This window comes from Mesorhizobium sp. P2_A8 (assembly GCF_056404935.1).
Genome location: NZ_JBFUDB010000023.1, coordinates 1 through 12,980, shown reverse-complemented (window position 1 = coordinate 12,980; position 12,980 = coordinate 1). Strand labels below are relative to the sequence as shown.

The 12,980-nt window shown below is 62.7% G+C and carries 9 protein-coding genes and 1 pseudogene; 4 read left to right on the top strand and 6 right to left on the bottom strand.

All coding sequences use genetic code 11. From position 1 onward, the window contains the following. The 4 genes and pseudogenes from AC1D10_RS35395 to AC1D10_RS35380 all read left to right on the top strand — a co-directional run. Positions 1–2,084: DUF5801 repeats-in-toxin domain-containing protein (locus AC1D10_RS35395; RefSeq protein ID WP_477279945.1), on the top strand; the 2,084-nt coding region annotated here is incomplete at its 5' end. A 106-nt stretch (positions 2,085–2,190) separates the two neighbouring features. Further along, positions 2,191–3,906, top strand: coding sequence for a type I secretion system permease/ATPase (locus AC1D10_RS35390; RefSeq protein ID WP_477279943.1), 1,716 nt, complete (start codon positions 2,191–2,193; stop codon positions 3,904–3,906). 3 nt (positions 3,907–3,909) lie between these two features. Further along, positions 3,910–5,436 (top strand): HlyD family type I secretion periplasmic adaptor subunit, encoded by a 1,527-nt coding sequence (locus tag AC1D10_RS35385; protein ID WP_477279941.1) that lies wholly within the window; start codon positions 3,910–3,912, stop codon positions 5,434–5,436. Between the two features lie 40 nt (positions 5,437–5,476). After that, positions 5,477–5,737, top strand: a pseudogene (locus AC1D10_RS35380) (beta-barrel domain-containing protein); the annotation flags it as partial. 27 nt (positions 5,738–5,764) lie between these two features. On the opposite strand, the gene AC1D10_RS35375 reads toward AC1D10_RS35380, so the two are convergent. The 6 genes from AC1D10_RS35375 to AC1D10_RS35350 form a co-directional block, all read right to left on the bottom strand. Next, a complete protein-coding gene (locus AC1D10_RS35375; RefSeq protein ID WP_477279939.1) occupies positions 5,765–6,517 on the bottom strand; it encodes a GGDEF domain-containing protein in 753 nt (250 codons plus the stop codon). 246 nt (positions 6,518–6,763) lie between these two features. Beyond that, positions 6,764–7,375 (bottom strand): thermonuclease family protein, encoded by a 612-nt coding sequence (locus AC1D10_RS35370; protein WP_477279937.1) that lies wholly within the window; start codon positions 7,373–7,375, stop codon positions 6,764–6,766. Between the two features lie 155 nt (positions 7,376–7,530). Continuing rightward, a complete protein-coding gene (locus tag AC1D10_RS35365; protein WP_477279935.1) occupies positions 7,531–8,730 on the bottom strand; it encodes a type 1 periplasmic-binding domain-containing protein in 1,200 nt (399 codons plus the stop codon). 92 nt (positions 8,731–8,822) lie between these two features. Further along, on the bottom strand, positions 8,823–9,473 hold the full coding sequence (locus AC1D10_RS35360) for a lytic transglycosylase domain-containing protein (protein ID WP_477279933.1): 651 nt from the start codon (positions 9,471–9,473) through the stop codon (positions 8,823–8,825). 141 nt (positions 9,474–9,614) lie between these two features. Beyond that, positions 9,615–9,986, bottom strand: a complete 372-nt coding sequence (locus AC1D10_RS35355) for a hypothetical protein (RefSeq protein WP_111542723.1) — start codon at positions 9,984–9,986, stop codon at positions 9,615–9,617. A gap of 60 nt (positions 9,987–10,046) precedes the next feature. After that, on the bottom strand, positions 10,047–12,980 hold a 2,934-nt coding region (locus AC1D10_RS35350), incomplete at its 5' end, for a DUF5801 repeats-in-toxin domain-containing protein (RefSeq protein WP_477279931.1).

Sequence of the window (12,980 nt, the reverse complement as noted above, 5' to 3'; positions counted from 1 at the left end):
AAGGCGGCACGACGGCATTCTCGCTGGCGGTGTCCGCCGCAGGCGTGGATTCCGGCCTCGACACGACCGCCGGCACCAGCATCTTCCTGTTCAAGGAAGGCGACCTGGTGGTCGGCCGCATCGGCGGGGCCGCTGGGGCGGCAGCATTCGCCGTCGCGATCAACAGCACGAGCGGCGTCGTCAGCGTGGCGCAGTACGCTTCGTTGAAGCACCCAGGCGCCGCCAATCCAGATGATTCGGTGTCGATCACCGACAGCGCGTTGCTGGCGGTGGTGACGGTCACCGACGGCGACGGCGACACCGCGACCAACTCGACCGGTATCGGCGATGCCGTGCAGTTCCAGGACGACGGCCCGACGGCGGGCATCGTCCAGGGCGCTCCCACGGTGGCGCATGACGAGACCACGGGCATCCAGGGCGATGCCGATGACACCACTGCGGCAGGGGTTGTCGCCCTGTTCGCGGGCGTCAGCAATGTCAGCTCCGATCTGAGCCCGACCGGCTACGCGCAGGATGCAAGCGCGGTGGTGAGTTCGACGGGGAGCTCGTTCGGCGCCGACCAGGAAGGCGGCACGACGGCGTTCTCGCTGGCGGTGTCCGCCGCAGGCGTGGATTCCGGCCTCGACACGACCGCCGGCACCAGCATCTTCCTGTTCAAGGAAGGCGACCTGGTGGTCGGCCGCATCGGCGGGGCCGCTGGGGCGGCAGCATTCGCCGTCGCGATCAACAGCACGAGCGGCGTCGTCAGCGTGGCGCAGTACGCTTCGATCCTTCATCCGACCCCGGGCGCCAGCCACGACGAGTCGGTGAACATCACCGACGGCGCGTTGCTGGCGGTGGTGACGGTCACCGACGGCGACGGCGACACCGCAACCAGTTCGACAGGTATCGGCGATGCCGTGCAGTTCCAGGACGAAGGACCGGCCATCGGGCTTATCAGCGATGGGCTGGTGGACTTCGCTTCTGGCAGCACCGTGACCAAGACGCTCAGCGGGGTGGTCGGGGCGGATGACCCGGCAACCTATAGCATCACGAGTTCGCCGGCGACCCTGACGATACTGGACGGCACGTCCTCGCAGGTGACGCTGCTCAGGGACCTTACCAACAGCAATACTGTCGCTACCTACTTTAAGGATGTTGATGGCAGCGGCACACATAACACCGGAGACATCGATTTCTTCAAGCTGACCTTATCGGGCGGTAACTACACCTTCGATGTCCTCCAGAACCCTCCACCCGCGGATTTGAATTTCAGCTTCGCCGGGGCACCCTCCGGCAGCAACCTGTTCATGACGTTCGGCGACCCAAACTCCGCCCAGATCGTGGTGATCGGGGAAGACCCGCTCAATCAGTCCAACGGCGGAAACATCACGACCAAGGATGTGCTCAATATCAGCCAGGCCGGCAGCACCACCTCGTTCGGCGTCAACGGCAACCAGATCAACCCCAATGAGGGCGCGTTCATCACCTACGTCACCGGCGCGAACACGAACTTCCTGGTGCCCAATCTGGACCAGAACGAGGCCGACGTCGAAGCCAACATCGCCTTCACGAACGTGTTCAATGCAAACACGGCATCCTTCAGCGTCAACCAGACCAATCCCGGCGTCGGACCCGTCACCGTCAAGATTTCGGCCTTTACAACCACTAACCAGTCGGGGACGAGTTTCGTCGATGGGCTCACCGACGACACGCACGTCGCCATCACCTCGTTCTCGATCACCGACTTCGTCGTCAAGACAGGCAATACGCAATTTGCCCCACTCGCCTCGATCGACGGCGATGGCAATTTGATCATCACCGGCCTGAGCACCGGCGACAAGGTGCAGTGGACGACGAGCGGAACCCATGACCGCGTGCTGATCGAAAACATCAGCAACGCGGATGGCATTTCCGGCAACGACAACAACACCTTCGACATCGGCGGCTTCAGCCTCGTCCAGACGCAGCCGGCGCCCGACGAGAAGCTCGACTTCACCGTGCAGATCGCCGACGCCGACGGCGATACGGCGATCGACAGCTTCTCCATCGGCATCGACGGGACCGGCATCTTCGACGACAACCACGTCGACGGGATAGCCTGACGCGATACCGGCCGGGCGCCAACCTTGGCGCCCGGCCGTGCCCAATCCAAAGCATCGCAACGGGGGGCAAACCGTGACGCAGCCAAGACCGCAGTTTCAGGAGGTGATGCATCTGGCCCGGCGCCAGCTGCCCGCCCTCCTCCTCTTCAGCCTTCTTGCCAACCTCCTCCTGCTCGCCAGCACCGTCTACATGCTGCAGATCTACGACAGGGTGCTGTCGAGCGGGTCGATCGATACGCTGATGTGGCTCACCCTCGCGGTGATCGGCGCGATCGCCGTCTACGGCCTGCTGGAGCAAGCGCGCCGCATGATCCTCGGGCATATCAGCCAATGGCTCGACGACCAGCTGAGTGTCCCGGTGATCGAACGAGCCATCGAGGCTCGTCTGGCCGGCAGCAACCTCGAGGCCGGCCTGAAGGACGTGGCGGACCTGCGCAGTTTCGTTGCCGCTGACGGCATGCTGACCTTTCTCGATGCGCCGTGGACGCCCGTCTTCCTGGCGTTCATGTGGCTTCTGCACCCGGCATTGGGCCTGGTCGGAATAGCTGGGGCGGTGCTTTTGTTCTGCGGCGCGCTGGCCAACGACTTTCTCACTCGCCGCAAGAGCCAGGAAGCGTCACTGGGGCTGCGCCGCAACCAGGCTGCGGCTGGTCAATATGTCGATGGCGCCGAGACGCTCCGCTCGCTCGGCATGTCCGAGCCGGCGCTGCAGCGCTGGGAAGAAAAGCAGCAGTCGTTGATGACCATCCAGTCGCAGCTTCTCGCGCGCACAACCAGCATCGGCAGCCTGTCGCGCTCGCTGCGCCTGGCCCTTCAAGTGGCCGTGCTGGGGCTTGGCGCCTATTTTGTCCTGCGTGGCGAACTGACGGCAGGATCGATGATCGCGGGATCGATCCTGCTGAGCCGCGCGCTCGCGCCGATAGAACGCTCGATCGGAGCCTGGCGCAGCCTGGTTACTGCTCGCACTGCGCGCCGTAACCTCATGCGCCTCTTCGCCGACACCGGACCTAGGCAGAGCGGTGGCGTGACCTTGCCGCGCCCACAAGGGCGGCTGAAGCTCGAGGACGTGTGCTACTACGCGCCGGGTACACAGCAGGCGCTGATGAACAAAGTATCCTTGAACATCGTGGCCGGTGAGACCTGTGGCGTGATCGGACCGTCGGGCTCCGGCAAGACTACTCTCTGCCGCCTCATGGTGGGAACCCTGCCCCCGTCGCTCGGCCATGTCAGGCTGGACGGTGCGGAGGTCGCCAGCTGGCCGTCGGACCAGTTGGGGATCCACATCGGCTATTTGCCGCAGCAGGTCGACCTGTTTCCCGGGACGATCGCCGAGAACATTGCGCGCCTGCGCGATGTCGACAGTGTCGCTGTCATCGCCGCGGCGCAGCTTGCCGGCATTCACGAGATGATATTGCGGATGCCAAACGGCTATCAAACCGAGGTAGGGCCGCACGGGGCGCGAATATCGCGCGGCCAACGTCAGCGCATCGCCCTCGCCCGGGCCCTGTTCGGCAATCCCGCACTCATCGTACTCGACGAACCGAACACCGGCCTCGACAGCGAAGGTGAGATGGCGCTGTTCAATGCGCTTCGCCGCCTGAAGGGACGAGGCCAGACCGTTATTCTCGTCAGCCACCAGATCAGCCTTTTGCGCACGGCGGACCATGTTGCTTTGATGCTCGATGGCACTGTCAAGGCGTTCGGCACGCGCGACGAGGTGTTGGGCGCGCTAGGCGGTCAGCACAAACCGACTGCCGTGCCGATGCCAGGGCAAGACAAGACTGTCGTTAGTGTGCCGGCAAAATTGAAGGCCGCGGAGTGAACCATGAACGACCGATTTGGCGACCTGTCGAAGATGCTCGATCTGCTGATTGCCAGCCTACGCGACGTGCTGGACAGGCTGGTCGTCGCTGCTGGAGATCTGGCAGCCACGGCATCGAACTGGTTCGAAGGGTTGGATATGCCGGCGCGCATCGGATTGGCGGCACTGGCAACCGCACTGCTTCTGCCCATCCTTGCAGGGCTCGTCCGGCGGCAGTCGCGCGCATTTCGCGACAGCGGCCGCGACCTGAAGCTCCGCACGCGACCGGCACGGATGCTCGGCTATTTCTCGGCGATAATCTTTGTCGGCGGCGTCGCGGCCTGGTCGAGTGTGGCGCTTCTGGCAAGCGCCGTCGTCGCCAATGGCGTCGTCAGCCCGGAAGGCTACCGCAAGACGGTCCAGCATCTGGAGGGCGGCATCATCGGGGCTATCCATGTGCGGGAAGGCGACAAGGTCAGCGCCGGCCAGATACTGATCAGCTTGCAGACGACCGATGCGCAAGGGCGCTACGACGAGCTGCATGAACGTTACATTCGCCTGCTGGCCGTCGAAGCGCGCCTTAGTGCGGAGCTGGCCGGGGATGATCAGATCACCTTTCCCAAGGAGCTGACGTCGGTTGGCAGCGAGGCCACGCGGAAAATCGCCGCCGAGGAGGAAGCGTTGTTGCGCAGCCGCCTTGCGACCCGTGAAGGGCGCGAGCAGATCCTCCACAAGCGTATCCAGCAAATAGAGGAGCAGAGCAGCGGATCCAGGGAAGTTATCGCAGCCGAGGAGGAGCAGCTGGGGCTGATCGACCGCGAGATCGCTTCGGCACAGGAAATGTACAAAAAGGGATTGGAGCGCCTGCCGCGGATCCTGGCGCTGCAGCGTGCCCAGGCCGACATCCGAGCGAACCAGGCGTCGAACCGGTCGCAGGTCGCGCGCAACGAACAGCAGATCGGCGAGACCGAGCTGCAGATCCTCAACCTGCACCAGCAGGACAGCGAGAAAGCCAATGAGGACCTTGCCAAGGCGCGCGGCGATCTGGCCGAACTGCGCAGCCTGTTGCCGTCACGCCAGGATGTGCTGACCAGGACCGACATCGTCGCGCCGATTTCCGGAACGGTGATGAACCTGCGTGTCAGGACCGAATCGGGCGTGATTTCCAGCGGCCAGCCGCTTCTCGATATCGTTCCGAACGAGCCCAACCTGGTCATCGATTCGCGTATCAAGCCAGACGATATCGACATGGTGCATCCGGACATGCCGGCTCGCGTGGTGCTGTCGGCCTTTCCGACGCGGCACCTGCCGCAGATCCATGGCTTGCTGACATCGGTGTCGGCAGACCGGCTGACGGACGAGAGGACCGGAGAGCCCTATTTCCTCGCCAAGGTCAAAGTCGATACAGCCGATCTCGGAAAACTCCATGATGTCAGATTGTCACCTGGCATGCCTGCGGAAGTCATGATCCTGACTGGCGAGCACACGCTGCTGGACTATATGCTGGCGCCAGTCCGCGACTCGCTCAATCGCGGGTTCAGGGAGCATTAGAGTCTTCCACTGTCCCGTGTCCCGACGCCATCCGATCCACCCGGCCTTCGCCCGCTACAACCTGCCGCCACTCGACGGCGTGGTGGAGATCGTGTCGGCTGACCTTATGGTGGAGGAGCGCAGCGGGGCACCGTATTTCACCGCGACGGTGTTGATCGACAAGAGCGAACTCGTCAAGCTGGAGGGCCGCAAGCTGCTGCCCGGCATGTCGAGCGAGGCGATGATCCGGACAGGTGCCCGCACCGTGCTTTCCTACCTCGCCGAGCCGATCACGCAGAACTTCCGCCGGGCGCTACGGAAAAATAGCCGTAGGCCGCCCGGAGGGGTGTCAGCTGTGGAGATGCTTCAATTCAAACCCGGAGTCATCCTGGGCGCCAGAGATGCGCTGTTCGGCGGACTGGAACAAGTCCGCAAACTCCACCTCGTTTTCAAACACCACGCCACCGACTTTGATAGCCAGGGCATCCTCGGTCCCTTTTGGTGCGAAATAGACTTGCGCGACACGCGCCCGGATACGCTCGCCGATTTCCTTCGCTTCCGCTTCGGTTGCGCCCGAGAGGAAAATCCCGAACATCGAAGTCCCTATGCGCCCAACCAGGTCCTCCGCGCGCACCGATGATTGTATGGTTGAGGCTATGAGCCGCAAGGCCTCGTCGCCCCATTCAAGACCAAAGCGCAGGTTGATGGAGCGCAGATGCTCCGAATGAATGACCAGGAAGGCGCCCGAGCGTGGCCCCGGCGCCGATGGCCTTGTTGTTCTTCGGTCGACCATCGACGTGAAGACCGGCCCATTCAGACAGCCTGTCAGCCTGTCAAAAGTTCCAGACCTGTTGAGTTCTTGCCGGCAGGCGCGGATCTGGACCTGCTGCCAGCCGATCAGCGCGAAAACCGGCAGGGCAATGATCACCGGCAGCAGCACGGCGGTCATCATGCTGCGTCCGAACGGCGTGAACACGTCGCTGAACAAAAGCAGGTAGTTGAGGCCGAGGGAAAGACCAAGGCTCCCGGCTGTCCCCAGAAAGGTCAGCCATGCGACGCTTCTCCATGCCCGCGCAGAGGCGGTCGCTACTGTTTGTGCCATTGGCCAATCTCCTGTCAGATCAGCCAGCATAGAGCCGGCGTACAGCATTTTCAGTTTCCGAGAACCATACAATTTGATCGATGAGACCCAATGACTGTTCGCGAACCGGCTTGTTCAGGAAATCTGCGCCGCAATGGTTAATGAATGGAAAGCCCACGACCGTTGAACAATCAACGGTCGTTCACCCCCTATCAATCATTCAACCATGGGTTCCGCAACCGGGACTTTCCGGTTCTTGAGCCCAGCCTATCGCGGCGGGCCGAAAATGCCCATCTCCGCGCCCCTGGCCGTCGCCTCCGCCTTGCCATAGATGCCGCCCGGCAGGGCCGTCGCCCAGCCGTTGGACACAAGCCAGGCGCCGACATCCTGCTTGCCCAGCCTGCACGGTGCGGCAATGGCAAAACGCTCCGGGTCCGGCGGCACGAAACATGTCAGCGCACGCCCCCGCAGCCAGGAATTGAAAGCGGCACGTGCGCGCTGGCCGCAAGGCCAGGTGACCTCTTGAAACAAGCAGGATCCGTCGAGGTCGATGCCTTGCACCCCGCTGATGATCACCTCCCGGCCCATGGATTCGAAGATCGCGGACGATGTGGCAACCGGGCGGTAAAGCAGGACCTCCCGCCAATCTTCCGGCATCGGTGCCCTCGGGGGCTCGGCCAGACCAAGATCGGTGAGCGGCGGACGGGGCTCCACCCGTTCCAGCTCCACAGGATCAAGCTGTGGCGGAGCGATGAGGTTCTGAGCAATCTTGCGTGCCGATTCTCGTCGATGTGCTTCGACGAAGGGCACAGCCCGTCGGGCTGGCTGCGTGCCGCTGTTTTGCGAAGGGGCAAGGACAGGCCGATCGACCGAAAGCAAAGCCTCGGCCTGAATGATCAGCAGAACCCCGGCCAGAAGCAGGAGGCTTCCGAGCGCGATCGCCAGGCGGCTGCTGCCCTGCCTACTCATCAGCCAGTCTACCCAGCAGCCAGCCTGTCCAGCAGATTGAGCGGGTTCCCAAGCCCCTCCCCCGATCAGAAACCCGACGTCGATTTCGCAACCAGTTTGAGAGCACCCTTTTGAATCTGGTAAAACGGCATCGACCGTTCACTGGATCCGTCAGCCCGAAACCGGAACAGACCTGTCGATCCACGAAAGCCGCTTGGATTTTCGAGCACCTTTTTGCTGAAGCCATCGGGCCCGACCGCACTGGCAATCCCTGCTGTCAGGGCAACCATATCATAAGCATAGGCCACATTGACGTCGGCCGGGTAGTTGTATGTCGTCCTGAAGCGGTCGGCGATCGGTCCGGTTTCGCGCGAATCGAGCGTGGCGATATATGCCCCCTCAAACAGCGGATCCATGGGGTGCTCCAGCCAACGGTTGGTTCCGACGACAGAAATTGCCTTTCCCGGAATGCCCTTTGATTTGAGGGCGGCAAGGATAGGCGATGGACTGCCATCGCCGCTGGCAACGATCACGGCGTCGGGCGTGTCGACGAGCGAGCCCATTTCGTCGACTGCCTTCGCACCACCGTCGCCGGCCGAATAAGGGACAGTGACCGCCAGAGTCGCGCCATAGATGCTGAGGCCGTTCGCGACCCGCTTCTCCACGGCGCTGGCGTTCGAGCCTTCCGCGACGAGCAGGACGAACTTCTTTTTGCCTTTGGCGGCGAGTCCCGCGGCGCCCGCCGCGGCACTGTCCGCTTCGCTGAGCAGCACGGCATAAACCCCGGCGCCGCCTGCGAAATTGTCGGCGAGCGCCAGAACCGGCGGACGCGTCGATCCCGACAGCGTGGCAATATGCTGGGCTGCCGGCAGTTCGGTCGGGCCGATGACGACTTTCGACCCCGTCGTTATCGCACTTACCGCCAATTTGCTGGCCTGTGCGCTGTCGCCCTTCGTGTCCTCCACCGTCAGCGTGAGCAATCCATTGCCGATATCCGTCATCGCCAGTTTGGCGGCGTCGAACATCTTCCTGCCGTTTTCCCCCGCCGTTCCGGGAGCGGACAACGGCAGCAACATCGTGATTTTTGTCGAACCGGTGCCCAGCGACTGGGTCGCCTGGGCCGGACCGGCACCAACGCCGCCTTTCTGACCGGCAGGCGCGGCAATCGCCGCCGGATCGAGCACTTCGGAAACGCCGCCCTTCGACTGGCAGCCTGACAATGTAACGGCGAGCGCAAGGGCGATTGCCCACGTCCGCGGACAGTGGACCTGTCGGCCAGCTTCCATGATTGCTCCAACCCAATGTGCCGCCGGGTATTCTTCCCGGTCTGGTCTTCAACCCATGTTACGGCGGACTTGCCGTGCCGTCTGTAGTTTCTTTAGCCATCGAACAGCCTGGCTCTGAGCGCCTTGATCTGTCTTGCTTGCCCCGCCGTCCGATAGTCGGCGCATTTCATGTATCGTGGCCCGGGCACGAACACGCGGCGCACGCAAACGCCTTTTCCCTGGGCTGGAGACCCATCCCCTACGCCTGTCGAAAAAGCAGCAAAGCCGAATGTCGCCACCGGCAACGGCCCGGTCACGTCAATCCCCTGCCTTGCCAGGATTGCCCGCGCGCGCTGGCAGTAGCGGACCGAAAGTGCCGAGAACCGGCTTTCATTGTGCCCGGCGCGATACTTCATGACGGTAGTGCACAGATCGCCCGCAGCCAGCTTGTTGGCCTGGGCAAGATATTTGACCCCAAGCGCGATGTTGGTCGCCGGTGCGCTCAGATCGTCGAGGGAGCCTCGAAAGCCAAGCATTCGCGCCGTCGCCGGCATCACCTGCATCAGGCCGACTTCGCCGTCGGCGCCCTGCACGTCAGGATCGAAACCGCTTTCGATCTCCATCACGGCATGTGCCAGCACCGGCTCGAGGCCATAGATAGATGCCTGACAGCTCGCAAACGCCTTCAAGGTCTGCCGGGTCCACTCAGTAGCCGCGTCGCAGTGCGTCGGCCGCGTCAAGTCGGATGCCTGCCGTCGTTCCACGGCAGGTCGTTCCAGCCAGTTGGCACAGGCCAACATGACAGTCTGGCCAAAGCCAACCAACGCGATCGCTCCGGCGATCGCCCTCAGAAAAGATCCGTCGGCTATCATGATGGCCAACAGGCGTGGGATACGCTTATCCCCTCAGTGCATGTACTCGACCATGCGATCGTGAAAACACTCGCATTTGTTGAGGGTATCTTCGTCGCGATAGTTCGTCTTCAGGTAGCCATAGGCCATGCCGCAGGCGACCTTGGCTTCCGATGCCCAGACGAAAACCGGCCGGGACGAGTTGATCCACTCCGAGCTGTTGGCGGCGGCAACCGATTCGTCCATCAGCTTGACCACCTGCTCCTTGAGGTCGACGATGTTGTCGGTCAGCACCAGGTTGGACGTCCCCACGACGCGACAATAGTCGGCCGAAGGGCCTTCGATGATGTCGGCGGCGTAGCCCGTCGACCCGACTGCCAGCAACAGCGTCGCAGCGGAAACCAGCAGTCTTGCAGAACGTTTCATAGTGAGCTCCCCTCGATATTAGCGATGTATAACATAGTCCTGTGACAGAGCGCCATGCCGTTAAACAAGGTTTGCCGTTGTCGTATGCTGGGTTACGCCGTCGTCGTAGAGCAGGGTGATGGTGTTGGCGACGGGGTGGTTCGTCAGCTGGGCCACTTCGACGAAATTGGCCGGATTTCCCGAACCACTGGTATCGACACTGAGCGTGCCCGTCCCCGCGTCGTAGTTCACGAAGTTGCCGACATTCGCAGGAGTCGAGTCGAACAGCGACGTCAGATCGATCTTGTCGCCCTGACCGCCATTGTAGTCGGTGATGAGATCCTTGATGTCCAGACTGTCGAGCTTGAACGTATCGGCTCCAGTGCCGCCGGTCATCGTATCCTGGCCTGCACCGCCGATCAGGATGTCGTTGCCCGCGCCGCCGATCAGCGTGTCATTACCTGCGCCACCATTGAGGGTGTCGTTGCCACCGCCGCCGGCAAGATAGTTTGCTCCCAGGTTTCCGAACAAATAGTCATCGCCAGAGCCGCCGATCAGGCCCTCGATGCCTGTAAGGATATCGCCAGTGGCATCGCCGCCGCCGATGGTGCCAAGTGCCGGGTCGATGAATGTCCCCGGTGCCCCGGCTGCATGTCCGTCATCGGCCAGATGGATCGAAACGGCTGCCACGCTGCCGGTGTAGTCGACTATGTCGGTTCCTGCGCCGCCTGAGATCGTGTCGGTGTGCGTGCTCCCTGCGATCACATCGTTGGCAGCCGTCCCGGCAAGAGCGAAGTTGCCCGATCCATCTCCCGCGACGACGTGAATGGCGAGCGGCTGCGTGCCGGTGGTATCGCCATCCTTGTCAGTCGCCGAGACTGTAAAGGCCAAGTTCTGATCGTGAGGCAAAACGTTATGCGTGAGCGAGACGTTCGAGAACTGAGCGCCTTGCCCTGAGACGTTGACCGCGCTGACCTGCAATTGGTTGAAGCTGATAGACGGATCGATGACGAATGTTCCGGTTGCCGTGATGAATATGTTACCGGACGTGGATGTATTGGTGAGAGTGTTGGTCGCAACCCAGTGGTAGGTTCCCCCCGCACCGTTCAGCGAATTGACCACCAAACTCACGGAGTCGTTCAACTCGGCATTGGTGCTGGCCGGATTATCAGTGCCGACTCCAGTTCCGGAAGTGTGGAACTCCATTGTGAAGCTTTCATTCCCGCCTACGAAGGTGTTTGAGACGCCAAATCCGTTATTGTTGGAGTTGATTCCGCCGGGGCTTGAAAACTCGATATGGCCATCGGTGGTTTCGCGCCAGTTCGGTCCGCCAGCGGGAAGGTTCTGAAGCGAATAGGTTATTGTCGTGCCAGCATCGGGCTGCAGGAGGTCGAACTGGTACGTTCCATCCGGCCTTACCGTGAGATCAAACACCTCGGTTGCACCGGCATTCGCATGGAGGGTCGTAGCGCCATCCGCCGCGGTCGTTGTGCTGTAGACGATGCCCGCGATCGCGGGACCCGTGATGCTGAAATGGTCGATGCCGTCAGCACCCGGCACCAGCGAGAACAAGCCAGCGACAGATCCCACCTCGTTCGGGATCGTGCCCGAGGTAAAGGAGCCTAGCGAGGGCCCGTCGTCATGGAAGGAGGCCTTGGAGCCGAGGTCGATCGACTGCGAGGCCGTGTCACCGTCACTGTCCGTCACCGTTGCCGTCAGCGTTACCAGGCCCGAGGTCAGGTTGATGCCTTCCGAGCTGTCGGTCGGGTTGTCGACGGTGTTCTGGTGCACCGCACGGTCCTGTGTCAGCGTTACCGCGCCGGTCGCCGTGTTGGTGCTCAGCGTGAACACCAGGAAGGCCACATCACCGCTGTGCCCGGATACATAGCCGGACACGGTGTTGCCGCTCTGCGTCAGCACCACCGCCGTGTTGGTGGCGCTGTCGATCAAGTTGGTGGCCACGCCCGGAGCCGAGATGCTCAGGCCATAGCTGGTGGTGGCACCGTCAGCGCCCTGCACAACCGTGAACACACCGGCAAAGTTCTGCGTGTCCGTGGTCGATCCCGCCGGGCCGACGCCCGAACCGGCAATGCCGTTGGTCCCCGCGGCCAGATAGCTCTCGTCGACGTTTAGCGCCGGCGCCGTGCCCGTGATCGTGATCGACGGGCCGTCATCCAGGAAGGTCACTGCGCCGCCGACGTTGATCACGCCCGTGCTCGCCGTGTCGCCGTCCGCGTCCGTCACCGTCGCCGTCACGCCGATCTTGCCGGCAAGGGTCAGCGCATCGTTGTAGGCCGCCGCCGTCGAACCRTCGACCAGGTGCTCAAGCGCGACATTCTGCACAACCGTCAGCTTGCCGTCCGAGCCGATCGACACCGTGAACGCCGTGTGCGTCGCGCCGTCGTTGTACTGGCCCTCGATCGTGCTTCCGACCTGCACCAGCGTGATCGCATGATCGCCCTGTGCCGTCGCAAGTCCGGAGTTCGCCTGTGTCACCGACAGGGCRTAGGTCGTCGTTCCGGCGCCGTCGGCGCCATAGCTCGACGAAACCGTCACGATCGCCGCAGCGCTCGTTGCCGTCATCAGCGCCGGGGTCAGCACGCCGTCCGTCGTCGGGCCGTTGTTCGTCTCGTCAAGCGTCACCGAACTGCCGACCACCGCGTTGGTGATCGACGGGCCGTCATCCAGGAAGGTCACCGCGCCACCGACGTTGATCACGCCCGTGCTCGCCGTGTCGCCGTCCGCGTCCGTCACCGTCGCCGTCACGCCGATCTTGCCGGCAAGGGTCAGCGCATCGTTGTAGGCCGCCGCCGTCGAACCATCGACCAGGTGCTCAAGCGCGACATTCTGCACAACCGTCAGCTTGCCGTCCGAGCCGATCGACACCGTGAACGCCGTGTGCGTCGCGCCGTCGTTGTACTGGCCCTCGATCGTGCTTCCGACCTGCACCAGCGTGATCGCATGATCGCCCTGTGCCGTCGCAAGTCCGGAGTTCGCCTGTGTCACCGACAGGGC

Bases quoted from the DNA above. Each gene is read 5' to 3' on its own strand.
- AC1D10_RS35390 (WP_477279943.1), top strand. From the start codon at position 2,191: ATGCATCTGGCCCGGCGCCAGCTGCCCGCCCTCCTCCTCTTCAGCCTT.
- AC1D10_RS35385 (WP_477279941.1), top strand. From the start codon at position 3,910: ATGAACGACCGATTTGGCGACCTGTCGAAGATGCTCGATCTGCTGATT.
- AC1D10_RS35375 (WP_477279939.1), bottom strand. From the start codon at position 6,517: ATGGCACAAACAGTAGCGACCGCCTCTGCGCGGGCATGGAGAAGCGTC.
- AC1D10_RS35365 (WP_477279935.1), bottom strand. From the start codon at position 8,730: ATGGAAGCTGGCCGACAGGTCCACTGTCCGCGGACGTGGGCAATCGCC.
- AC1D10_RS35355 (WP_111542723.1), bottom strand. From the start codon at position 9,986: ATGAAACGTTCTGCAAGACTGCTGGTTTCCGCTGCGACGCTGTTGCTG.